Raw genomic sequence first — 23380 nt, forward strand, 5'->3', positions numbered from 1 at the left:
CCCGCGCCCCCCCCCCCCGGGGCCCCCCCCCCCCCCCCCCCCCCCCCCGGCCCCCCCCCCCCCCCCACCACCGAAGGGTCGTGGGGGGTCAGGGGGCGGCGTAGACCTGGATCTCGCCGAGCGTGACGTACGAGTTCGCGAACGGCGTCAGGACGACCCGGACCGCGGTCGTGGTGGTGGCAGTGATCGCCACGTCCGTCACCGGTTGCGCCGACCCGGACCCGTCCACCGTGACGGCCGAGCTCACGTCCACCCAGGTGCCGGCGGCGTTCCTGGCCTGGACCTTCACGGTCTGCGGCCACGACTGGTTCGACCCGTCGCGCCACGAGTACACGCGCACGGAGCGGACGTCCCGGGAGGTCCCGAGCTCGACCGTGATGGTGTCGCTCGTGTTCTTCGTCCCGGACCGCCAGTTCGACCACGCCTTCTCGGCCGTGACCCCGTTGCGCAGCGCCGCCGCCGAGTAGCCGGGCTCGGTGTACGTGGCGGACACCGTGGCACCGGACGCCGTCGCGACGTTCGTGACGCCCTGGGCGCCGTCGGACGGTGTGCCGTACGCCGCGAGGAGCGCGGTGTAGGCCGCGTACGTGATCGGCAGGACGGTGCCGTGCCGCGGCCGGGTCGGCATGTCGAAGTCCGTGGACTTGACCCAGGTGGTCGCCGACAGCGACGTGGCCTCGAACGGGACGTAGCCCTGCCCGCCGAACTCGTCGATGAACAGGTACCACTTGTCACCCGAGTTCGACCGGAAGATCGTCGGCCCCTCGCCGGCGCTCAGGCCGGGGTTGGTCGCCGTGGTCTTGCCGATGCAGTCGGTGATGCCCGTCCACGAGGTAGCGGTGAGCGAGGTGGACCGCTCCGAGAACACGAACTTGCCGCACGGCGTCGACGTCGTGTTCGACCGCTCGTCCTTGGTGAACCGGTAGTACGTCGACCCGTCCTTGGCAACCGTCGAGTCGATCACGGAGTAGCCGCGGTCCAGCCACACCTGCGCGGGCGTGAACGTGTTGAAGTCCGTGGTGGTCGCGTACATCATCCGGTTGTGCGTCGACCCGGTGTGGTTCGGGTCCGACTCCGCGTAGATCTTCGACGCCCAGAACACGACGAACGCGTTCAGCGACGAGTCCCAGTACGCCTCGGGCGCCCACGTGTTGCCCGCGGTCGCGGGCGAGACCAGCTCGAGCCGCGGCGCCGACCAGTTCACCAGGTCCGTCGACTCCCACACCACGATGTTCCGCGAGCCGGTGCGCTGCGACGCGTCCCAGTTCCCGTTGCCGTAGATCTTCAGGTCGGTCGCGATCTGGTAGTACTTCCCGTTCGTGGGGTGCTTGACGATGAACGGGTCGCGCACGCCGCCCGTGCCCACGTTCGACGTGAGGACCGGCTGGTTGGCGTTGAGGTCCTGGTAGTGCAGCGGGTCGTTGCCGCGGCTCAGGCCGAAGTAGATCTGCTCGCCGTCGGACGTCGCCTCGCCCGCGAAGTACGAGAAGAGGTAGCCCACGTTCGCCGTGGTCGAGACCTCGGCGAGGTCGCCCACCTCCGACGTGCTCAGCGCGCGGTCGTAGAGGCGGAAGTTGCGGACGCGACCCTTGAGGTAGGCGTCCCCGGAGTAGAGGGACCGGCCGAGGTAGTTCGCCGTGGTGGTGCCGCCACCGATCGCGCTCGGGTCGGTCGTCACGCCCTGGACCCGGCCGACCTGCAGCCCGTCCTCGTAGAGTGTGGCCGTGGTGCCGGTCAGCGTGTAGGTGAGGGTCTTCCAGGCCCCGCGGGCCAGGTTCGACTCCTTCGTCACCGTCTGCTCGGTCGACCAGTTCCCGGTCGCGATCGAGCTGCGGTACGCGTTGCCGGTGGTGAACAGGTACCCGTTGCCGGCGGTGCCGCTCGAGTTGCCGAGCCCGTAGACGAAGTACTGGCCGGCCTGCGTGGAGTCGATCCACACGTCGACGCTCACCGTGACGTCCGTGAGCCCGGTCAGCAGGTTGTCCGGCAGGTCGACGTAGTCGTTGGTCCCGTCGAGGGTCACGTACCCGCCGGAGAACGCCGCCCCGTTCACGAGGGTCGCGTTGCGCCCGTTGCCGGAGTCGTCGCCGGCGACCGTGCCGCTCGACTCGTCCAGGGGGAGGTAGACCCGCAGGCCGTTGGTGGGGGCCGCGGCCTGCGCCGCGGGTACGGCGACGGCCACGCCCAGCGCGGCCGTCAGGGTCGCGGCCACGAGGGCGGCCACTGCCCGGGACTGACGTGAGATGTGCATCGTTGCTCCACCCGTTCTGTCTTCGGTTGTCTTCGTGCTGCGCGACGCGGCCCGACGCCGGGTGGGTCGCCTCCAGAGGCGACCCACCCGGCGTCGGACACATCAGGCGGGCGCTGCCACCTGCGGGGTCGGCGTGACCGGCACGGGCCGGCGCCGGGCCCGCCGCGTGCCGAGCGCGCGCTGCAGCAGCACGAACGCCAGCAGCACGACGCCGATGAGCACCTTGGTCCACCACGACTGCAGGCCCTCCCGGGCGATGACCACCTGGAGGAGGCCGTACACCAGCACGCCGGCAGCCGAGCCGAGGACGAAGCCGCCGCCACCCGTCAGGAGGGCACCGCCGATCACCACGGCGGCGATCGCGTCGAGCTCCATGCCGATGCCGGTGAGGTTGAAGCCCGACTTCGTGTAGAGCGTGAACAGGATGCCCGCGATGCCCGCGCAGGTGCCGCTGATGACGTACACCCACACGCGCGTCGACTTCGCCCGCAGGCCCATGAGCGCGACGGCGGTGCCGCCGTCACCTGCGCCCAGGCCGTACACCGTGCGCCCGAACCGGGTGTGGTGCAGGATCACGAACGCGACGGCCAGCACCGCGAACGCCACGAGCATCGACAGGTTGATGCTCCACGACTCCCGGCCCTCGCCGAACTTCAGCTTCCACGAAGCGAGCTCCGCGAAGCCCTCGTGCTTGATACCGAGGGACTCCACGCTCACCACGTTGCACAGTCCTCGCGCGAGGAACATGGCAGCCAGCGACGCGATGAACGGCTGGACGTCGAAGTACTGCACCATGACGCCGATCAGCGTGCCGAACGCCGAGCCGACGAGCACCCCGATCGCGAGCACCGCCCACAGCGGGACGCCGGCGATCAGGAGCTTCGCCGTCGTGAGGCCCACGAGGGCCACCACGGCGCCGACAGACAGGTCGATACCGCCGGTGATGATCACGAAGGTCATGCCAACGGCCAGGACCAGCAGGTACGAGTTGTCGACGAGCAGGTTCGAGAACAGCTTCATGCTGAGGAAGCTGCGCTTCTCCGTGTACCGGAGCTGGCCCACGACGAGGATCAGCAGGAGCGCGACGAGCGTGCCGGTGACAGGCAGGTAGCGCGGGTCGCGCAGGCGGGCACCCCACTGGGGCACCGCGGTCAGCAGGGCATTCATGACGCCTCCTGAAGGCGGCGGACGGGGAGCAGGCCCGTGACGGCACGGCGCAGGCGCTCCGAGGCGGCGAGGCACACGACGATGAGGACGAGCGCCTTGAACAGCGGCGTCACCTGCGAGGGGATGTGGAAGATGATCACTGCGCGCTCGATCGTGGTCAGGAGCAGCGAGCCGACGACGACGCCGGCGAGCGAGAACTTGCCGCCGTCGAGCTTCGTCCCGCCCAGGACGACGACCATGATCGCGTCCAGCTCCTTCATGAGGCCGATGTTGTTCGCGTCGGCCGCCATCGTGGGGGCGCCGTAGACGATGCCGGCGAGACCCGCGAGCAGGCCGCAGATCGCGTACACGGTCCAGATGAGCCCGGTGGCGCGGACGCCGGCGAGCCGGCTTGCCTCGCGGTTGATGCCGATCGACTCGACGAGCATGCCGAGGGCGGTGCGGCGCACCAGCACCGCGACGATCGCGAGGACGACCGCGCCGATCACGACGGGCGTGGGGACGCCCAGCACGAAGCCGGAGCCGATCGACTTGAAGGCAGGGCTGGCCGTGGTGGTGATCTGGCCCTTCGTCACGAGCATCGCGACACCGCGGCCCGCGACCATGAGGATCATCGTCGCGATGAACGGCTGGATCCCGAGCACCGTCACGAGGAAGCCGTTGAAGGTGCCGATCACCAGGGCGGTGATCAGTCCGATCACGAGGGCCGTCAGCGCGGTGGCCGTGCCCGGGCCGTTGGCGTCGATGAACGTCAGCGACACGGCCAGCGAGATCGCCATGACCGCGCCGACCGACAGGTCGATACCGCCGGTCGCGATGACCAGGCACATGCCGAGGCCCAGCAGGAGGGGCGTCACGCTCTGGCGCAGGATGTCGACCGGCTGGCCGAACAGGTGGCTGTCCGCGACGGTCACGTCCAGGAAGCCCGGGCTGTACGCGCCACAGGCGAGCACGAGCGCGACCAGCGCCGCGACGGGCCAGAACAGGTGGTGACGGGTCAGCCGCCTCAGGTTGGCGACGACGTTGTTCGGTGCGTTCACGACGCGGCCCTCTCGGCGATGGTCTCGAGGACGGTCTCCACGGTCACGTCCGGTCCGTTGTGGATCACGCCCGCCACGTGGCGGTCGCGGAGCACGACGACGCGCTCGCTGAGCCGGAGCACCTCTTCGAGCTCGGAGGAGATGAACAGGACGCTCAGGCCCTGGTCGGCGAGCTCGGTGACGAGACGCTGGATCTCGGCCTTGGCACCCACGTCGATGCCGCGGGTCGGCTCGTCCAGGATCAGCACCTTCGGCCCCGTGGCGAGCCAGCGTGCCAGGAGGACCTTCTGCTGGTTGCCGCCCGAGAGGTTGCGCACGAGGGCGTCCGGGTTGGCGGGGTGGATCTGCAGCGCCTCGATGTACTTGGCGACGACGGCGTCGAGCTCCTTGGCCGGCACCTTCCGCAGCGCCCCGCGGCCGGCCTGGATGGCGAGGGCGATGTTCTCGCGGACCGTGAGGTCCCCGATGATGCCCTCCTTCTTGCGATCCTCCGAGGAGTACACGACGCCCCGGCGCAGGGAGACGAGCGGCGAGGGCGCGCGGGTGTCGCCCCGTACGGCGAGCGCGCCCTCGGAAGGCTTGTCCGCGCCGAACAGCAGGCGGGCCAGCTCCGTGCGGCCCGAGCCGAGCAGGCCGGCCATGCCCACGATCTCGCCCTCGAACAGGTCGAGGTCGAAGGGGGCGGCCGATCCCGGCCGGCCGAGGCCCTGGGCGCTCAGCACCGGCTCGGCGCGGTCGTGCTCCGCGGCGGCGACGCGCGCTGCCCGCTCGCCGACGTCGGCCAGGATCTCGCCCGAGCGGCCGACCATCGCCGAGACGAGGTCCATGCGAGACAGCTCGGCGGTGCGGTGCTCGCCCACGAGCCTGCCGTTGCGCAGGATCGTCATGCGGTCGCTGATCTCATACACCTGGTCGAGGAAGTGCGACACGAAGAGAATCGCGACGCCCTCGTCCCGCAGGCCGCGCACGACGCGGAAGAGCTCGGCGACCTCGGCCTTGTCCAGGCTCGAGGTGGGCTCGTCGAGGATGAGGACGCGCGGGCGCACCACCATCGCGCGGGCGATCGCGCAGAGCTGCTGCACCGCGAGGGAGTGAGAGTCGAGGATCGACGCCGGGTCCAGGTCCAGGCCGAGCCGCGCGAGATGCTTCGTCGCCGCGCGGCGGGTGGCGGACCAGTCGACGAACGGGCCGCGGCGCACCTCGTGCCCCAGCATGATGTTCTCCGCCACCGACAGGTTGGGGCAGAGGTTCACCTCCTGGTACACGGTGCTGATGCCGGCGGCCTGCGAGTCGGCGGTGCTGCCGAAACGGACGTCCTCGCCGGCCACGCGGATGGCTCCGGCGCCGGGCTGGTACACGCCCGTGAGGATCTTGATGAGGGTGGACTTGCCCGCGCCGTTCTCGCCCATCAGGGCGTGCACCTCGCCAGGGCGGATCGTGAGGTCGACGCCGTCGAGCGCCTTGACGCCCGGAAACTCGATCGTGATCCCGCGCATCTCCACGACAGGAGCCTGCCCGGGGTCCTTCTGGTCGGTCATGCTGAGCCTTCCATCGGCGGCCGGGCGTGAGTGCCCGGCTCGCGTCCGGTAGTGCCCGCGTCCGCGGTGGGTTCGCGGTCCGCGAGGCAGGGCCGGGGGGCCCTGCCTCGCGAACGCTTGCCTACCGTGCGAACGGTGGCCCTACCTCGCGGTCAGGGGAGCCGTCAGTACAGACGGGCGTCGAGCTCCTCCTGCGTGATGGACTCGAACGCCTGGTCGACGACGATGGTCTCCTTGGGCAGCTCCTCGCCGGCGTAGACCTTCTTGATCGCGTCGGCGATCTGGTCGCCGAACACCGGGTTGCACTCGACGACGTAGTTGAACTTGCCGTCCAGCAGCGCCTGGAGACCGTCGTGGACGCCGTCGATGGTGACGATCTTGATGTCGACGCCCGGGACCTTGCCCGCGGCCTCGATGGCCTCGATGGCGCCGAGGCCCATGTCGTCGTTGTGGGCGAAGATGAGGTTCGTCTCCGGGTAGGCCTGGAGCGCCGCCTCGACGGCCGCCTTGCCCTCGGCACGCGTGAAGTTGCCGCTCGCCTTGCCGACGATGTTCTCCTCGCCGACGACGCTGTCGAAGCCCTCCTCGCGGTCCACCTGGGCACCGGAGCCCATGGTGCCCTGGAGCTCGAAGATCTTGGCGTCGGGGGCGTTCTCCTTGACCCACTCGCCGGCGGTGATGCCCTCCTGCTTGAAGTCGGCACCGATCCACGTGACGTACGGGTCCTCGACGGTCGTGTCGACCGTGCGGTCCACCAGGACCAGCGGGATCTCGGCGTCCTTGATCTCCTCGATGACCTCGTCCCAGCCGGTCTCGATGACCGGGGAGAAGGCGATCACGTCGACGTCCTGCGCGATGAAGTCGCGCAGCGCCTTGATCTGGTTCTCCTGCTTCTGCTGAGCGTCGACGAAGGTCAGGTCGAACCCGGCCTCCTCCGTGAGGCTCGCCTGCACGGACTCCGTGTTCGCGGTGCGCCAGCCGGACTCGGCGCCGAGCTGCGAGAAGCCGACGCTGATGAGTTCGTCGCCGGACCCCTCGTCGCTGCCACTGCCGCTGCTGCACGCCGAGAGAGCTGCGAGCGAGAGAGCGGCAAGCGCCGCGGCCCCCGCACGACGGACGTTGCGTCCTGCCATGGTGTTCTCCTCCTTGAGATCCTTGTCGGCCCGCCTTGGCCTTCAAGCCCGGGGATGCTCTGCCCCGCACACAGATGTTAGCGCTCACAAGACGCCGATCAATCGTTCACGGGTCAAATTTCGGTAACAATCCCAACCCCCGAGGGGTTCACCCGGGGAGATTCGCCCCGAAAACGTATTCGGTTCGCACGGACGAGCCAGCGAGACGCCAAGCGGGCCGTGTGAACGCTCACACGGCCCGCTCCGACTGTCAGAACCCTGGTGCTCAGAACCCCTGCGCGAGGCGGTAGTACACCTGGTTCCAGCGCACCTGGTCGGCGAACCCGCGGCGGGTCGTGCCCTCGTCGATCACGAGCAGCTCGGCCCCCGCGATCTGGGCGAACACCTCGAACGCCTCGATCCCGGCCGCGGTCGACATGACCGTGTGGTGCGCGCCACCGGCGGTCAGCCACGACTCCGCGGACACCGCGAACGACGGCCGCGGCTTCCAGACGGCGCGCGCCACGGGCAGGTGCGGCAGGTCGGCCGGCGGCGGGACGACGTCGACCACGTTGGCCGTGAGCCGGAACCGGTCCCGCATGTCCGCGAGGGACACCACGACGGCGCCCTCCGTCTCGTCCGCGTTGAACACCATGCGGACCGGGTCCTCCTTGCCGCCGATGCCGAGCGGGTGGATCTCCACGCGCGGCTTCGACGTCGTCAGGGAGGGGCACACCTCGAGCATGTGCGCGCCGAGGATCAGCTCCGCCCCGGGAGTGAGGTCGTAGGTGTAGTCCTCCATGAGCGAGGCGCCGCCGGGCAGGCCGGCACCCATCACCTTGGCCGCGCGCACGAGGATGGCGGTCTTCCAGTCGCCCTCGGCGCCGAAGCCGTAGCCGTCGGCCATGAGGCGCTGGACGGCGAGGCCTGGCAGCTGACGCAGGTCACCGAGGTCCTCGAACGTGGTGGTGAACGCCTTGGCGCCCACGCCCTCCAGGAAGGAGCGCAGCGCGATCTCCTGGCTCGCCGCGTAGCGCAGCGACTCGTGGCGATCGCCACCCTTGCGGAGCTCGGGGACGACGTCGTACAGCACCTCGTACTCGGCGACGAGGGCGTCCACGTCCTCGTCGGACACGGCGGCGACCGCCGCGACCAGGTCGTTCACGCCCCACGTGTTGACGGAGACGCCGAAGCGGATCTCCGCCTCCGTCTTGTCGCCCTCGGTGACGGCGACGTTGCGCATGTTGTCGCCGAAGCGGGCCAGGCGCAGGTTGCGCACCGCGTCCCAGCCGGCCGCGCCGCGCACCCAGGTGCCCACGCGCCCCGTCACGGCCGGGTTCGACACGTGACCGACCACCGTGGTCCGCGTCGCGCCGATGCGGGTCGCGAGGTAGGCGTACTCGCGGTCGCCGTGCGCGGCCTGGTTGAGGTTCATGAAGTCGAAGTCGATGGTGTCCCACGGCAGCTCGACGTTCGCCTGCGTGTGCAGGTGAAGCAGCGGCTTGCCGAGGGCCTCGAGGCCCGCGATCCACATCTTCGCCGGGCTGAACGTGTGCATCCACGTGATGACGCCGAGGACGTTGTCGTCGCTCGTCGCGTCGAGCATCGCGCGGCGGATGGACGCGGAGTCCTTGAGGACCGGCTTCCAGACGATGCGCGCGGGCACGTCGCCCGACTGGTCGAGCAGTCGCGCGACCTCCTGCGACTGCTCCGCCACCTGGCGCAGCGTCTCCTCGCCGTACAGGTCCTGGCTGCCGGTGAAGAACCAGACCTCGCGGTCTGCATAGGGCTTGCTCACTGGGGGTTCCTTCCGTTCTGGGGTGGCCGGGCCGCCGCGGCCCGGCCGCAGGCCGCGTCAGTGCTGGCCGTAGACGTTCTGGTAGCGGGCGTACAGGGCGTCGATCGCCTCCTGGGCGATGGGGACCGGCTCGCCGAGCTGGCGCGAGACGTGCACCGCGCGAGCGACCTCCTCGCACAGCACGGCCGCCTTGACGGCCGACCTGGCGTCCTTGCCGATCGTGAACGGGCCGTGGTTGCGCATGAGCACCGCGGGGCTGCGCGACCCGCGCAGCGTCTCGACGATGCCCCGGCCGATCGAGTCGTCGCCGATGATCGCGAACGGCCCCACGGGGATGGGCCCGCCGAACTCGTCGGCCATCATCGTCAGCACGCACGGGATCTCCTCGCCGCGCGCGGCCCAGGCCGTCGCGTACGTGGAGTGCGTGTGCACGACGCCGCCGACGTGGTCCAGGTGCCGGTACACGTACGCGTGCGCGGCCGTGTCGCTCGACGGCGAGCGGTCGCCCTCGACGAGGTTCCCGTCGAGGTCGCACACGACGATCGCCTCGGGCGTGAGGTCGTCGTACGAGACGCCCGAGGGCTTGATGACGAAGAGGTCGTTGGCACCCTCGCCGTCGGCGATGTCGCGGACGCGCTCGGACACGTTGCCCGCGGTCCACACGACGAGGTCCCAACGGGGCAGCTCGGCGTGCAGGGCCGCCACGCGCACCTTGGCGTCGTCGACGGCGGCGCGTAGGTGGGCAGGGACCTCGGTGAGCGTGCTCATACTGCGGATCTCCATTCCGTTCCAGGTCAGATCGGCCGGTTCAGATCGGCCGGGTCAGATCGCCAGGGTGGCGGCGCGCTCGACCGCGAGGCCCGCGCTGTACCGCTCCAGGTAGGTGGCGAAGCCGGCGACGTCGCCGGCGTCGGGCTGCGCGACGTCCAGCGCGGCGTCGGCGAACACGCGGTCGTTCAGGTAGGTGCCCAGGTCCGGGCCGTCCGGCTCGGACGCGGCCGACAGGTAGGCGGCAAGCACGGCGATGCCCCAGGCACCGCCCTCGCTCGCGGTCCGGCCGACGGCGACCGGCGCGCCGATCGCAGCGGCCAGCAGGCGCTGCGCCACGCCCTCGGTGCGGAACAGCCCGCCGTGGGCGAACATCGCGTCGACCTCGACGCCCTCCTCGGCGAGCACGCGCATGCCCAGCGCGAGCGTGCCGAAAGCGCCGTAGACCTGGGTGCGCATGAAGTTGGCCAGCGTCAGGCTGCTGTCGGGGGTGCGAACGAACAGCGGCCGCCCCTCCTCCAGGCCGGTGATGGGCTCGCCGGCCAGGTAGTTGTAGGCCAGCAGCCCGCCGCCGTCGGCGTCGCCCTCCAGCGCCGCCCGGAACAGGGTGGCGAAGACGTCGTCCGGCCCGGCCGGGGCACCCAGTGCGGCGGCGAACTGGCCGAACACGTCGGCCCACGCGCCGAGCTCGCTGGCGCCGTTGTTGCAGTGGACCATCGCCACCAGGTCGCCGGCGGGGGTCGTGACCAGGTCGAGCTCGTGGTGCACCTTCGCCAGGGCCCGCTCGAGCACGATCATGGCGAAGATGCTCGTGCCGGCGCTGACGTTGCCGGTGCGCGGCGCCACGGAGTTCGTGGCGACCATGCCGGTGCCGGCGTCGCCCTCGGGCGGGCACAGGGGGATGCCCGGCTGGAGCGCGCCGGTCGGGTCCAGCAGTGCGGCACCCCCGGCGGTCAGGCGGCCGGCCTCCTGGCCCGCCGGAAGCACCTCGGGCAGCAGGTCTGCGACGGCCAGGCCGGGGCGGCGCTCTGCGACCAGCGCGTCGAGCTGGTCGAGCATCTTCCGGTCGTAGCCCCTTGTCTCAGGGTCGACGGGGAACATGCCGGACGCGTCGCCCACGCCGAGCACCTTGCGCCCGGTCAGGCGCCAGTGGACGTAGCCGGCCAGCGTGGTGAAATGGGCGATCTGCGGCACGTGCGGCTCGTCGTCGAGGATCGCCTGGTACAGGTGGGCGACGGACCAGCGCAGCGGGATGTTGTAGCCGAACAGCTCGGTCAGCTCGGCGGCGGCCGGGCCCGTGCTGGTGTTGCGCCAGGTACGGAACGGCACCAGCAGCCGGTCGTCGGCGTCGAACGCCAGGTAGCCGTGCATCATGGCCGACACGCCGATGCCGGCGAAGGTGGTCGGGCGGACCCCGTACTGCACCTCGACGTCGGCCACGAGCCGGGCGAAGCAGTCCTGCAGACCGGCCCAGACGGCGTCCAGGGAGTACGTCCACACCCGGTCGACGAGCTGGTTCTCCCAGTCGTGGCTGCCGCTCGCGATCGGCGCGTGGTCCGGACCGATCAGGCTCGCCTTGATCCGGGTCGACCCGAGCTCGATGCCGAGCACTGCCCGACCTGCGACGATCGCCGCCCGAACCTCGGCCGCCTGGTCCTGCTGCACCATCACTGCTCCGTCCTCGCCCGCTCCGTCGCGGGCGTCGTCCCGGTTCTGTCCGGGTCCTGATGTTAGCGCTCACATCGTACCTCTGCCACCGACCCGGTGAAAGCGCATGTCGGACGACCGGTTCCTGCCAGGGCGCCGTTCTCACGAGACAATCGGGACGCGGCACGTGATGCTGGGGGCCATGGACAACGAACCCGAAGATCTGGAGCGGAAGGAGGCGCCACAGCGCCTCCTCGACCGTCCGCGCGACGAGGCCGAGGCGCTGGACGAGATCTTCGGAGGTACTGACGACCTCGACCACGCACCGGGCCCCCCGATCGAGGCTGCGCCCGTCCCGGCCCCCGCACTCCCGGTCCCGCGCCTGCGGGCGGCCGGGGCGGTGATCGTGGCCGTCGCCGCTCACCTGTACCTGCACCTGGGTCCTCTGTTCTCGCAAGCCGGCTGGACGCTGAGCTCGTTCCGCGACTACTACCCGGACGACCAGAAGTCGTACCTCGCGATCGCGACGAACTGGGCGCACGGCTTCCGTGCCGACACGGAGCCCTTCACGCGCACGGGGACCAGCCCGTACCCCGACCTCTACTACCGCACCATGGGATGGCTGGCCGACCTCGTCGGCGCCAACCCCGTCGTCGTCTGGAACCTGCTGGGCGCGGCGGTCCAGGCGATGCTCGTCGCCGGCCTGGCCACGGCGACGATCCTCGTGACCCGGCGATGGTGGGCCGGCCTGGCCGCCCCGCTGCCGTTCGTGATGGGCACCCTCGCGGTGGCGACGCAGGGCACCTGGATGACCGAGCTCGGCTCGCACGCGGTGCTCTGGGGTCCGTTCGGGGTGCTGTTCACCGCGAACGGCGAAGCCGCGGCCCTGTGCCTGGCCGGTCTGGCGATCCTCGCGCTCGTCGTCGTCGCCAGCGGCGCGGTGCGCTCCGTCCGCACGCGATGGGTGCTGGTGATCGCGGCCGCTGCCGCGGTGGGCGTTCTCGCGGACATCCAGACCTACACCTTCCTGACGACCATCATGCTGATCGCCTGTGCGACCGCCGCCGTCGGTGTGGCCCGTTCTCCGTGGCGGGTGGTGTGGGTTCCGGTGACCGCGGCGCTCGTCGTGGCGGTCTTCCTTCTCGGTCCGGCCGTCTCGTCCGTGAGCCCGCTCGCCGCCCTCGCCTTCGGGCTCGTGCCCGCGGTCCCCGGGATCGTGCTCGTCGCCGGACGCCACGGCTGGCCGGGCTTCCTCCTTGCCGTGTTCGTGGCGGGCGCCTTCGCAGCGCCGCAGCTGCTCGCCACCGTCGTCGGCGTCGCGTCGGGCGACGAGTTCCTCACGTACCGCGCGGTGTCGTCGGCGAACCTGGGCGTCCCGGCAGGCGACGGCGCGCGGGCGGCAGTCGTGCTGGTCGTCGCGCTGGCCCTCGTCGTGCTGGTCGGCGCGCTCCGCCGGTCCTGGTTCGCGACGGGCGCGCCGCTGGGGGCGTCGCTGGCCTGGTACCTCGGTGCCACGAACGACGTGTGGGGAGCGAACCAGGAGCCCTACCGGTTCTGGCTCGACATGATGCTCCTGATCTCCGTGGGTCTGCTCCCGCTGCTGGTCGACGCGTTCGTCGTCGTCCTCCGCACCGTCCTGCGCGTCCCCGGCGCCGAGGGCGAGCTCAGGCTGGAGTCGGGCGGGCGCCCTCGGACGGAGGTGCTCGTCGGGGCGCTCACCGTCGTGGTGGTGCTCTTCTCCGTGAGCACGGCGGACTTCGCCGACTTCCGGCGGGACATCGCTCGACAGGAACCGATCACGTTCTTCGACGACCGGTCCGCCGTCCTCGCGGAGGTTGCGTCGGAGGCGGACGGCGGCGTCGTCCTGCCGGACCCGTGCATCGACCCGTTCGTGCTCAAGATCGCCTGGGGCGGCCCGACGGCGTACTACAACCTGGGGCTCGCCTGGCCCGAGAACCCGGCGCACTACCGGGCAGTCCTCGACGCCCGCCTCGACGATCGGCTCGACCTCGACGAGGCGAGCAAGGCCGGGATCGGCTACGTCGTGGCCGACTCCGACTGCGCAAGGGGCGGCTGGGCCTCGGACCTGGACGCTGCAGGCGCGACCCAGGTGACCGAGCGGTCGTACGGTGCCGACGGTGCGTACGTGCTCTGGCGGCTTCCCTGAACCTGCGGGGAAGCCGCTCAGCGGGGCTCTGCCGCGCTCTCCCGCACCACGAGCCACGGGGCGATCCGCTCGACCGGGACGACGTCGCCGTCGAGCGCCCGCAGGAGGAGGCCCACGCTCGCCGCGCCGAGCTCGGCGAACGGCTGCCGCACCGTCGTCAGCGGGGGGATGAAGTGCGAGGCGCCGGCGATGTCGTCGAAGCCGACGACGGAGACGTCGCGCGGCACCTGCACCCCCTGCTCCCAGAACGCGTGGAGCAGTCCGAGGGCGAGCTGGTCGTTGCTCGTGAACACGGCCGTGGGACCCATGCCCGCCCGGACCTCGTCCGCGAGCCTGGTGCCGATGCGGAAGCCGTCGTCCGAGGTCCACGTCGCGACGTGCAGCCGCTGCACGGCGACCTGACGCGCCTCCAGCGCCTCCCGCCACCCCGCGACGCGCTGCCGAGCGTCGTACCAGTCCTGCGGGCCGGCGATGTGCATCACGGTCTCGTGACCGAGGTCGAGCAGGTGGTCCGTCGCGATCCGCGCGCCACGCTGCTGGTCCACGGCGACGGACAGGCTGGACCCGTCGGCGCCCGCGTCCCGCGCCGCGACGATCACGACCGGGACCGGGGCCCGGAACGTGTCGACCGCCTCGGCGACGTCCGTCTGGGGTGCGATCACGACGATCCCCGCGACGCCCTGGTCCATGAAGTGGTCGAGGACCTGGTGCATCGTCTCCGCGTCGTAGCGCCGGATCGTCGCGACGGACACGTACCAGCCCTGCTCGCGCGCGGCCTCCTCGACGGCGATGAGGGTGCTCGTCGGGCCGTACAGCGCCGAGCCGGTCGTCACCACGCCCAGCGTCGCCGAGCGCGCGGTCGCCAGGACACGGGCCGCGATGTTGGGCCGGTAGCCGAGCGTCCTGATCGCGTCCAGGACACGCTGCCGCGTCTCCGCGCGGACGTTCGGGTGGTCGTTGAGCACGCGCGACACGGTCTGGTGCGACACGCCCGCCAGCGCCGCGACGTCGGACATCGCGGGCGGGCGGCGCCGGGCTGCATCGGCCGGAGCAAGTGCGGCGTCGGCCGGGGAGCCGGCGGCCGGAGCGGCGGGTCGTTCCGCCGCGACAGGATCGTTCACGGTGCCCATCCTGCCCCCTCCAGAGGCGATTGTGTGCGTTCACATTCCGTGAGCACCTCAGATCGGCAGGCGAGCGGCGCACCTACCGCCCGCCCAGGCCCGCTCATACCGTCGACCGGAGCGGCGCGCGCACCGGTAGAGGCCGCACATCGACGCCGTGCAGCACGGGATCACCCCCGCCCGCCAGTCCCCGCACCCGGAGCACGATCCGCGCCCCGTCCGGGGCCCCGGGCACCCACGCGACGTCCGGCTCGCCACCCGTGAACCTGGGCCGGCCGGCGCCGAGCCACGCCCGGCCGGTCAGGGTCGCCTCACCCTGACGTACCACCCAGACATGCACGCGCACGTCCGTGCCTCTCGGGCGCACCTCGTACCCGCCGGCGTGCGGCGGCACGTCGGCGACGAGCCACACGTCCGCGCCCGCGGCGACCGCCAGCGACACGCCGGCCGGGCCGACGGCGTCCGGTTCCGCGACAGATCGCCCCTCCGCGACCTCGACCGCCCGCCGGTCCAGCTCGGTGTCCGGTTCGGGCTCGAGCGTCCAGCCCGTCACCGGCCGCAGGTCCAGCAGCTCGGCGCCGAGGGCCGGCCCACCCGGGTGGTGCGGCAGCGTCACCGCCACGCCCCCGGCCCCGGCGGGCAGCAGCACCCAGGGATCGTCGGGCACGACGACGGACGCCGGCCCCGGGCCGGCGTCGGCCACGATGCTCACCGCGACCGGACCGGTCAGCCCCGACAGCCGCAGCGCCCGCTCCGCGAGGGCGGGCGGCAGGTCGCGCGTGTACGTCACCGGGTCTCCGAGCCGGGTGCTGCTCCACCCGCCGAGCGTGCGCAGCGGTGCGGGCGCGCTCCCTGCTCCAGCTCCCGAGACCCGCCAGAGCGCCGACACGTCGGCCCGGCCGGTCACCGCCCACACGCGCCCCAGGCCGCGCAGGGAGCCGAGCCGCAGCGCGGGCAGCCGCGCGTCGTCGAAGCCGGCATGGCCCCAGGTCTCGACGTCGGCCCGCAGAGCGGACGAGCCGTCGTCGGTGCGGACGTCGAGCCACGTCGCCGCGCCCGACCGCGCGAACGCCGGCAGCACCCGCTCGCCGACCCGGAGCTCGACGACGTCGGCGGCGCCCGCGACAAGGAGCTCCGCCACCCCGGACAGGTCGGCCACGGCGCGGTAGGTGCCGCACCCGCGGTAGACACCGGCGGCCTCGAGCGGCTCGGGATCGACCGTGCGGGACGCGGGACGCCTGGGACGGTCGACCTTGTCGGAGGAGCCGACCACCGCCCGGCGGAGCGCCACCGGCTCCGGCGAAGCAGCCGCCGCGTCGGTCCCCGCCGCCACCGGCGTGGGCCCGCCGGCCGACGCCCCCGCGACCGCCCGGCTCACCAGCTGGATCGCGAGCGACCCGGCGGGCGTGCGGACCACGGCCCGGGCCCCCGGCATCCCGGGCGCCGCCAGGGGGACCCAGATCTCGTCGCCGGCCACGTCCAGCACGGCCACCGCGGGTCCGTCGGCCGCGAGCACGAGGTGCGCCCCGGAGTCGCGCGGCCTGGCCAGCCCACCCTGGCGACCGCGGCCCGCCAGCCCGACCACCTCGGCAGTGGCGACAGTGAGCGTGGCCTGCGCGCCCCACCCGGCGAGCGGCAGGCCCACGGGCAGCAGCGGGCACGCCCCGGCCGGGACGACGACCGGGACCTCGCGCCCGCCGACGTCGAGCAGGGCCGAGCCCGGGACGCTGCCGAGGTTCGGCAGGCCTACGAGGCGCCCACCGCCCGCGAGGTCGAGAGTGGCGACGTGCGACGCCGTCGGGAATCCGGCCCGTACCGTGGCCGCCGGGCCGGGCCGGGCGCCCTCGAGCGCCGGTCCCAGGGCATCGACGACCCGTGCGAGGAGGCGCGCCTCCGCGCGCTGCTCCGCGTGCTGCTGCCCGGTGGCGGAGACGAGCCCGCCGAGGTCGGAGGAGTGCGTCATGAACGCGCCGGGATCGCCCCAGCTGCCGGTCGAGGGCGTCCAGCCGAGGTCCCGGCCGGAGGACTGCAGGTACGGGCCGAGGAACGACACACCCGAGGCGAGCAGGCGGCGCAGCGTCGTGTGCGACCGGCCGGTCTCCGTGACCCAGAGCGGGAGCCCGCGGGACCTCAGGTCACGGGCGTAGGCGACGACCTCGGCCTCGATGTCGGGCGAGGCGTCCGACGGGTTGAAGTTGTCCGTGGGGAGCACGCCCGGCACCCCGCCCGTGGCGCGCTCCAGGTCCCCCTGGCCGGCGCACGCCACGAGGGGGACGGTGAGGCCCGCAGACCGGGCGAGGTCCCGCAACGCCCCGACATACGCCGCCGGGTCGTCGCAGTCGAAGAGGTCGAGCTCGTTCTCGAGCTGGACCGCCACGACGGGCCCGCCGCGATCGGTCTGCCGCTCGGCGAGGATCGGGAGGACCCGCTCGAACCAGCGTCCGACCTGGGCGAGGTAGCGCGGCTCGGCCTGCCGCAGCCGGAGGCCCGGCTCGAGGGTGAGCCATGCCGGCAGCCCGCCGCCGTCCCACCCCGAGCAGATGTACGGGCCCGGCCGCGCGAGCACGTCCAGCCCGGCGTCCGCGGCGAGGTCGAGGAACGCGCCCACGTCGCGAGGTCCCGTGAAGTCCCACACCCCGGGCGCGAGCTCGTGGGTGTTCCACGGGACGTACAGGCCCACGCACGTGTAGCCCGCGTCCCGCACCTGCGCGAGGCGCCACGCCCACTCCTGCCGGGGCAGGCGGAACGAGAACACCGACGCGCACAGGACGACGCCTTCGGCACCAGGCAGGACCCGGGAGGTACCCGCCGTCACTTGACCCCCGGACGCCGGGACACCGTGAACCGTGCTGCCATCTGCCGCCTCCTTGCGGTCGTCCGGCCCAGGGGGGCCGGCACGAGCACCTTTGCTCTGACCGTTGGAGTATGGGCTCGGGCTAATGACGTGACAAGGGCCCCATATCCGTCTCGAGGGGCATCTGCCTCGCGCGGCGGGCCGTCAGCGCAGCTCGCGAGCCCGGTCGTACGCCGCCTGGGCGGCGGCCAGGAACGCGGCACGGACGCCGCGGTCGTCCAGGGCGCGCAGGCCGGCGGCCGTCGTACCGCCCGGGGACGTGACTCGCTCGCGCAGGAGCACGGGGTGCTCCCCCGTCTCCGCGACCAGGCGCGCCGACCCGAGCACGGTCTGCGTGGCGAGCGTGCTCGCGACGTCGCGCCGCAGGCCGAGCAGCACGCCCGCCTCGGTCAGCGCGTCGATCACGTAGAAGACGTACGCCGGCCCGGAGCCGGACAGCGCGGTCACGGCGTCGATGTCCTTCTCGGCCACGCGGACCACGGTCCCCGCCCCCGACAGGGCGCTCTCGACCAGCGCCAGGTGCTCCTCGGTCGCGTGCGCCCCCGGCGCGATCGCGGTCACGCCCGCGCCGATCTGCGCCGGGGTGTTCGGCATCGCGCGCACCACGGGCGTCCCGGCGGGCAGCCGCTCCTCGAACCAGGCCGCGGTGAGGCCGGCCGCGATGCTGGCGACCACGACGCCGTCGGCCAGCCCCTGCGAGATGGCTTCCAGCAGGCCGGCCATGTCCTTCGGCTTCACCGCGAGCACGACCAGGCTCGCGCCCTTGACGGCCGCGGCGTTGTCGCTCGTGGTCTCCACCTCGTAGCGCTCCCGAAGCGCCTCGGCGCGGGCCTGGCCCCGGTCCGACGACGTCGTGGTCGCCACCACCCGATCCGCGGGCCAGCCCGCGGCGAGCGCCCCGGCGAGCACCGCCTCGCCCATGTTCCCGGTGCCGAGCACCGCAAGTCGTCCGCTCACGGTGTCATCCTCCCCCGTCAGAGCGGGAACGCCGCGTAGAACTCCTCGATCACGTCCAGAGGTCCCGTGGCCTGGAAGACCGCGGTGCCGTTGTGCCACGTGGCGACGGCGAGATCCGCCGCGCTGCCGGGCGTGATCACGTAGGTTCCGACGACCTGGTCACCGACCAGGACGTCGCCCTGCGCCGTGGGCTGCCCGGCCGCGGCCATCATCGCCTGAGTCGCCGCCGTCGCCTCCTCCGGCGTGGCCCACTGCCCCGCCACGACGGTCACCGTGCGGGACCCGTCGCCGTACTCGAACGTCCACGCCTCGACGGCGCCCGCGTCGAGCGTCGCCGGCGACTCCGCCTGGGACACGAGCGCGAACTGGAGCACGGCCGACGGCAGCGCCTTCTGGAACGCCGTCTCCTCGGGGGCACGGGCCATCGCGTCGACGGTCGGGGTCGGTGCGGGCGCCGTGACCGTCACCGTCGGCAGCGGCTCCGGCTCCTCGTCCGAGCGCCAGAAGCCCGGCCACACGAACCCGAGGAGCAGGACGAGAACGAGAGCGAGGATCCCGGCGAGCACGGCCACGACGAGGCGACGGCGCCGGAAGACCTCCTTGGAGGGCCGCCGGTGGATCCGCTCGCCTGGCGACCGATAGTCGGGCTCGAGGTACTGGGGCCGCTTACGCGGAGTCTGCCCCGCCCCGTCCCCGGCCTCGTCGCCGGGCCGGCGCGGCCGGCTGACGCGCTGGTCGCTCATCTTGCTCTCCTGGTCTTCCGCCGCCGACTGAATCTGGCGGTCGCACGCACTCTATGCCGGGGCGGCTCGCCCGGCTCGCAGGCGCGCCCTTTCACCCGCTGCGGGGTCCGTGTCAGTGCTCCCCGACCGACCTCGCCTACGGTTCCGCTCCGGGCGGGTGCCTCGTGCCTCGGCCCCCACCCTGCGCTGCACCTGCGCCGATGTCAGTGGCGGCTTGTAGCGTCAGGGCCGTGACGACCTCGACCTCCCGGCGCAGCACGCGCCCCGCCTATCGGTGCTCCGAGTGCGGCTGGAGCACCGCCAAGTGGGTGGGCCGCTGCGGCGAGTGCCAGGCGTGGGGCACGGTGTCCGACGAAGGTCCGGCGTCCGCGGGGCCACGCACCACGGCCGTGACGCCGACCCGCTCGCCCGCCCTGCCGATCGGCGAGATCGACGTCGAGGCGGCCCGGGCCACGCCCACCGGCGTGAGCGAGCTCGACCGGGTGCTGGGAGGTGGCCTGGTGCCGGGTGCCGTGGTTCTCCTCGCCGGGGAGCCCGGCGTCGGCAAGTCGACGCTGCTGCTCGCGGTCGCGAGCAACGCCGCCGTCGGGGCGCTCGGGTCCGAGGCGCCGCGCACGGTCCTGTACGTCACGGGCGAGGAGTCCGCCGGGCAGGTGCGGCTGCGCGCCGAGCGCATCGGCGCCCTCGCACCGAGCCTGCTCCTGGCCGCGGAGACGGACCTCGCCACCGTGCTGGGCCACGTCGAGGCCACGCAGCCGGAGCTCCTCATCGTCGACTCGGTGCAGACCATCGCGTCCGCGCAGGTCGAGGGCGCCCCGGGTGGCGTGAGCCAGGTCCGGGAGGTGGCGGCCGCCCTGATAGCCGCCGCGAAGGAACGCCAGGTCCCGGTCATCCTCGTGGGTCACGTGACGAAGGACGGCAGCGTCGCCGGTCCGCGAACGCTGGAGCACCTGGTCGACGTCGTGTGCCAGTTCGAGGGCGACCGGCACTCCCGGCTGCGCATGGTCCGGGCCGTGAAGAACCGGTACGGGCCCACGGACGAGGTGGGCTGCTTCGACCTGTCGGAGGCCGGGATCGTCGGCCTGCCGGACCCGAGCGGGCTGTTCCTCTCGCACGCGGGGGCGGGCGTGCCCGGCTCGTGCGTCACCGTGACGCTGGAGGGACGCCGCCCGCTCGCGCTGGAGATCCAGTCGCTCGTGGCGCCCACATCGCTGGCGAACCCGCGCCGTGCGACGAGCGGCGTGGACTCGAGCCGGCTCGCCATGATCCTCGCGGTGCTGCACCGGCACGCGGGCCTCAACGCGGGCAACCAGGACGTGTACGTCTCGACGATCGGCGGCGCCCGGGTGACGGAGCCCGCCGCGGACCTCGCGACCGCCCTCGCGCTCGTCTCGGGGCGCACCGGCACGGCGCTGCCCGGGGGCACCTTCGCCGTCGGGGAGGTCGGCCTGTCCGGCGACCTGCGGTCCGTCACGGGCCTGGAGCGGCGCCTGAGCGAGGCCGCGCGGCTCGGCTTCACCCGCGCGGTGGTGCCGGCCGGGTCGGGCGCGAAGCCGCCCGAGGGTCTCCTCGTGCTCGAGGCCCGGCACATCGCCGAGGCGATCGAGCTCGCTCGCGCCGCTGCGGACGGCGACGGCCGTGACCAGGCCGGACGCGCATGAGAACCCGGTCCGGACGTTGCCCCGGCGCACCCTCGGATGAACAGCGAGTGAAACGAACTGCTTGTGATGAGATGCACAGCGTAGGATTTCTCCGTGGCCACGACCCCCTCGCATCCTGACGAGCTGCTCCGGGAGACACTGGCCGCAGTCGCGCCCGGAACTCAGCTCCGCGACGGCCTCGAACGTATCCTGCGCGGCCGCACGGGCGCCCTGATCGTGCTCGGCCTCGACAAGACGGTCGAGGAGATGTGCTCGGGCGGCTTCGTCCTGGACGTCGGATTCTCGGCCACGCGCCTGCGTGAGCTGTCGAAGATGGACGGCGCCGTGGTGCTCGACCGGGACGCGACCCGCATCCTGCGGGCCGCGGTGCAGCTCCTGCCCGACCCGACGATCGAGACCACCGAGTCCGGCACGCGCCACCGCACCGCCGAGCGCGTCGCGAAGCAGAGCGGGTTCCCGGTCATCTCCGTGAGCCAGTCGATGCGGATCGTGGCCCTCTACGTCGGCAACCAGCGGTACGTCCTGGAGGACTCGGACACGATCCTCGGCCGCGCGAACCAGGCCCTCGCCACGCTCGAGCGGTACCGAGCGCGCCTCGACGAGGTGTCCGGGACGCTCTCCGCCCTGGAGATCGAGGACCTCGTCACGGTGCGCGACGTGTGCTCGGTCGTGCAGCGCCTCGAGATGGTGGGCCGCATCTCCGACGAGATCGCCGGCTACGTCATCGAGCTCGGCGTCGACGGCCGCCTCCTGGCCCTCCAGCTCGACGAGCTCATCGGCGACGTGGTCGCCGACCGCGACTTCGTGATCCGCGACTACGTGGAGCTCGGCCGCAAGGACCGGGCGGTCACCGACGTGCAGCGCGACCTGTCCGAGCTGACCTCGCAGCAGCTCCTCGACCTCGGCCAGATCGGTCGCGTGCTCGACCTGCCCGGTGGCGGGGACGCCCTCGACGCCGCCGTCGCACCGCACGGCTACCGCCTGCTGTCGAAGGTCCCGCGCCTGCCGGGCCCGATCGTGGACCGCCTCGTCGGGCACTTCAGCGGGCTGCAGAAGCTGCTCGCGGCGAGCGTCGACGACCTGATGTCGGTCGACGGCGTCGGCGAGCAGCGCGCCCGGACCATCCGCGAGGGTCTGTCCCGCCTCGCGGAGTCGAGCATCCTCGAGCGCTACGTCTGACAGCGTCCGGTGGCCCGGCCGAAGTAGTCGGTCCGTCCGACAGGCCGACTACCTCATCGGACGACCGCCGCGAGCGCGGACACCTCCACCAGGGCCCCCGGGACCCCGAGGCCGCGCACGATCGCGGCGACGACCAACGGCGGTTTCGGGGCGTCCGCGAGCGAGGCCGCCGCAGCCGCGTACGCCGCGTTCACGTCGACGCCCTCCACCAGCAGGACCGACACGCTCACCAGGTGCTCGACTCCCGCTCCCGCGGCTGCCAGCGCCGTCGCGAGGTTCGCCATGACCTGCCTGGTCTGGGCCGCGACGTCCTCCCCGCCGACCAGCGCTCCCGATCGGTCGACGGCGTTCTGGCCGCCGACGAGGATGGTGGTCGCCCCCGGCGGGACGACGGCGACGTGGCTGAAGGCGGGGGACTTCACGAGTCCTTCTGGCTGGAGCAGCTCGATCTCGTTCATGCCGCCACGGTAGGTGCAGACGAGGACGGTCACACGCCCGCCTGGTGCTACGCGCCGGGCTGTGCCGATGGTGATGGGTCACCCGAGGGTGAGGGCGCGGGCGTCGGGGCGGGGCTACCGGAGGGTGCGTCGGTGGGCGACGGCGCCGGCAACGGCTCCGTCCGCGTGATCGTCACGGCCGGGCTCTGTGCCGCAGGGACGTCGCCCAGCGTGACCTGCGCCGTGTAGGTCCCGCCCCCGAGCGGCGGCTGGCCGGCCCCGCACCCGGGCACGGACCGCACGTCCGACCAGCGGACCTCCCGCGAGTAGACGTCCTTGGGCCCGAGCAGGAGCATCCGCTCGTCGCTCGAGCAGTCTCCAGAGGACCACACGCGCTCTACGCCGGCGTCGACCGAGTCCACGTCACCGGCCACGACCGTCACCGTCCAGTTCGCGTCCGACCCGTCGACGAGGCAGGGCACGCGCCCCGTGTTCGTGACGGTGAGGTCGAACGTGACGGGCTGCCCGGGGCCGAAGGACGTGCGGTCCGTGCGGAACGCGACGTCGAGCACGTCGGCCGAGCACCGGTCCGCCGGTCCCGTGAGGCTCACCGGCTCCGGCGGGTGGACCTTGTGCGACACGATCGGCTGCTCCGGGTCCGGCCAGGAGAGCCATACCGCGCCCGCGCCGCCCGCCAGGAGGACGGCCACCACCAGGGTGCGCGCCACCCGGCGGCGCCTGCGGCCCGGCCCGATCCGGTCCATCTGCACCGGCGTCCGCTCCCTGCTCCGGTCCGGTCCCCCGACCACCTGCTGTGCCCTTCGTCGTGCCGTGCTCATGCCGTGACGTGCGCCGACGCGCCACGCCGGCCCCACCGTACGACGGCCGGGACGCCCGGCCGCGGAGCCGCGCCGGGCCCCACCCGCACCCGCCCCTCGCC

Annotated in this window: 17 protein-coding genes; 3 read left to right on the forward strand and 14 right to left on the reverse strand. The window is 72.7% G+C overall.

Features of this window, described 5'->3' with window-relative positions; all coding sequences use genetic code 11:
• Positions 1-88: 88 nt before the first annotated feature.
• The 8 genes from L1785_RS00370 to L1785_RS00405 all read right to left on the reverse strand — a co-directional run bounded on the left by L1785_RS00370 (position 89) and on the right by L1785_RS00405 (position 11342).
• Positions 89-2251, reverse strand: a complete 2163-nt coding sequence (locus tag L1785_RS00370) for a LamG-like jellyroll fold domain-containing protein (protein WP_236087132.1) — start codon at positions 2249-2251, stop codon at positions 89-91.
• Positions 2252-2353: 102 nt separating this feature from the next.
• Positions 2354-3418 (reverse strand): ABC transporter permease subunit, encoded by a 1065-nt coding sequence (locus tag L1785_RS00375; RefSeq protein ID WP_236087133.1) that lies wholly within the window; start codon positions 3416-3418, stop codon positions 2354-2356.
• On the reverse strand, positions 3415-4458 hold the full coding sequence (locus tag L1785_RS00380) for an ABC transporter permease (RefSeq protein ID WP_236087134.1): 1044 nt from the start codon (positions 4456-4458) through the stop codon (positions 3415-3417). The genes L1785_RS00375 and L1785_RS00380 overlap by 4 nt, the downstream gene beginning before the upstream one ends.
• On the reverse strand, positions 4455-5996 hold the full coding sequence (locus tag L1785_RS00385) for a sugar ABC transporter ATP-binding protein (RefSeq protein ID WP_236087135.1): 1542 nt from the start codon (positions 5994-5996) through the stop codon (positions 4455-4457). Before L1785_RS00385 ends, L1785_RS00380 begins: the two co-directional genes overlap by 4 nt.
• A gap of 164 nt (positions 5997-6160) precedes the next feature.
• Entirely contained in the window at positions 6161-7129 is a 969-nt protein-coding gene (locus tag L1785_RS00390) for an ABC transporter substrate-binding protein (protein ID WP_236087136.1), read from the reverse strand.
• Positions 7130-7394: 265 nt separating this feature from the next.
• Positions 7395-8906 (reverse strand): L-arabinose isomerase, encoded by a 1512-nt coding sequence (gene araA, locus L1785_RS00395; RefSeq protein WP_236087137.1) that lies wholly within the window; start codon positions 8904-8906, stop codon positions 7395-7397.
• A 57-nt stretch (positions 8907-8963) separates the two neighbouring features.
• Entirely contained in the window at positions 8964-9674 is a 711-nt protein-coding gene (locus L1785_RS00400) for an L-ribulose-5-phosphate 4-epimerase (RefSeq protein WP_236087138.1), read from the reverse strand.
• Positions 9675-9728: 54 nt separating this feature from the next.
• A complete protein-coding gene (locus tag L1785_RS00405; RefSeq protein WP_236087139.1) occupies positions 9729-11342 on the reverse strand; it encodes a xylulokinase in 1614 nt (537 codons plus the stop codon).
• A gap of 181 nt (positions 11343-11523) precedes the next feature.
• On the opposite strand from L1785_RS00405, the gene L1785_RS00410 reads away from it, so the two are divergent.
• The gene (locus L1785_RS00410; RefSeq protein WP_236087140.1) at positions 11524-13488 is read left to right on the forward strand and encodes a hypothetical protein; all 1965 of its coding nucleotides are present in this window, start codon (positions 11524-11526) and stop codon (positions 13486-13488) included.
• A 17-nt stretch (positions 13489-13505) separates the two neighbouring features.
• Here the strand turns inward: L1785_RS00410 and L1785_RS00415 are convergent, their stop codons facing one another.
• The 4 genes from L1785_RS00415 to L1785_RS00430 all read right to left on the reverse strand — a co-directional run bounded on the left by L1785_RS00415 (position 13506) and on the right by L1785_RS00430 (position 19163).
• Complete coding sequence (locus tag L1785_RS00415) at positions 13506-14609, reverse strand: LacI family DNA-binding transcriptional regulator (RefSeq protein WP_308113213.1); 1104 nt, start codon at positions 14607-14609, stop codon at positions 13506-13508.
• A 103-nt stretch (positions 14610-14712) separates the two neighbouring features.
• Entirely contained in the window at positions 14713-17424 is a 2712-nt protein-coding gene (locus L1785_RS00420) for a beta-galactosidase (RefSeq protein WP_236087141.1), read from the reverse strand.
• Positions 17425-17607: 183 nt separating this feature from the next.
• The gene (gene proC / locus L1785_RS00425) at positions 17608-18420 is read right to left on the reverse strand and encodes a pyrroline-5-carboxylate reductase (RefSeq protein ID WP_308113214.1); all 813 of its coding nucleotides are present in this window, start codon (positions 18418-18420) and stop codon (positions 17608-17610) included.
• A 17-nt stretch (positions 18421-18437) separates the two neighbouring features.
• Entirely contained in the window at positions 18438-19163 is a 726-nt protein-coding gene (locus L1785_RS00430; protein WP_236087142.1) for a hypothetical protein, read from the reverse strand.
• A gap of 200 nt (positions 19164-19363) precedes the next feature.
• Between L1785_RS00430 and radA the strand changes: the two genes are divergently transcribed.
• Together radA and disA are read left to right on the forward strand one after the other, a co-directional pair.
• Positions 19364-20824 (forward strand): DNA repair protein RadA, encoded by a 1461-nt coding sequence (gene radA, locus L1785_RS00435; RefSeq protein WP_236087143.1) that lies wholly within the window; start codon positions 19364-19366, stop codon positions 20822-20824.
• A 93-nt stretch (positions 20825-20917) separates the two neighbouring features.
• On the forward strand, positions 20918-22003 hold the full coding sequence (gene disA / locus L1785_RS00440) for a DNA integrity scanning diadenylate cyclase DisA (protein ID WP_236087144.1): 1086 nt from the start codon (positions 20918-20920) through the stop codon (positions 22001-22003).
• 53 nt (positions 22004-22056) lie between these two features.
• Here the strand turns inward: disA and L1785_RS00445 are convergent, their stop codons facing one another.
• Both L1785_RS00445 and L1785_RS00450 read right to left on the reverse strand, forming a co-directional pair.
• A complete protein-coding gene (locus L1785_RS00445; protein WP_236087145.1) occupies positions 22057-22461 on the reverse strand; it encodes a RidA family protein in 405 nt (134 codons plus the stop codon).
• A gap of 47 nt (positions 22462-22508) precedes the next feature.
• Complete coding sequence (locus tag L1785_RS00450; protein ID WP_236087146.1) at positions 22509-23279, reverse strand: hypothetical protein; 771 nt, start codon at positions 23277-23279, stop codon at positions 22509-22511.
• Positions 23280-23380 lie beyond the last annotated feature (101 nt).

The organism is Antribacter soli, from assembly GCF_021568775.1.
GTDB lineage: Bacteria > Actinomycetota > Actinomycetes > Actinomycetales > Cellulomonadaceae > Antribacter > Antribacter soli.

Excerpts from the sequence above, each read along its gene's own strand:
- L1785_RS00370 (WP_236087132.1), bottom strand. The coding sequence starts at position 2,251 with ATGCACATCTCACGTCAGTCCCGGGCAGTGGCCGCCCTCGTGGCCGCG.
- L1785_RS00375 (WP_236087133.1), bottom strand. The coding sequence starts at position 3,418 with ATGAATGCCCTGCTGACCGCGGTGCCCCAGTGGGGTGCCCGCCTGCGC.
- L1785_RS00385 (WP_236087135.1), bottom strand. The coding sequence starts at position 5,996 with ATGACCGACCAGAAGGACCCCGGGCAGGCTCCTGTCGTGGAGATGCGC.
- L1785_RS00390 (WP_236087136.1), bottom strand. The coding sequence starts at position 7,129 with ATGGCAGGACGCAACGTCCGTCGTGCGGGGGCCGCGGCGCTTGCCGCT.
- L1785_RS00400 (WP_236087138.1), bottom strand. The coding sequence starts at position 9,674 with ATGAGCACGCTCACCGAGGTCCCTGCCCACCTACGCGCCGCCGTCGAC.
- L1785_RS00405 (WP_236087139.1), bottom strand. The coding sequence starts at position 11,342 with ATGGTGCAGCAGGACCAGGCGGCCGAGGTTCGGGCGGCGATCGTCGCA.
- L1785_RS00410 (WP_236087140.1), top strand. The coding sequence starts at position 11,524 with ATGGACAACGAACCCGAAGATCTGGAGCGGAAGGAGGCGCCACAGCGC.
- L1785_RS00430 (WP_236087142.1), bottom strand. The coding sequence starts at position 19,163 with ATGAGCGACCAGCGCGTCAGCCGGCCGCGCCGGCCCGGCGACGAGGCC.
- radA (WP_236087143.1), top strand. The coding sequence starts at position 19,364 with ATGTCAGTGGCGGCTTGTAGCGTCAGGGCCGTGACGACCTCGACCTCC.
- L1785_RS00445 (WP_236087145.1), bottom strand. The coding sequence starts at position 22,461 with ATGAACGAGATCGAGCTGCTCCAGCCAGAAGGACTCGTGAAGTCCCCC.
- L1785_RS00450 (WP_236087146.1), bottom strand. The coding sequence starts at position 23,279 with ATGAGCACGGCACGACGAAGGGCACAGCAGGTGGTCGGGGGACCGGAC.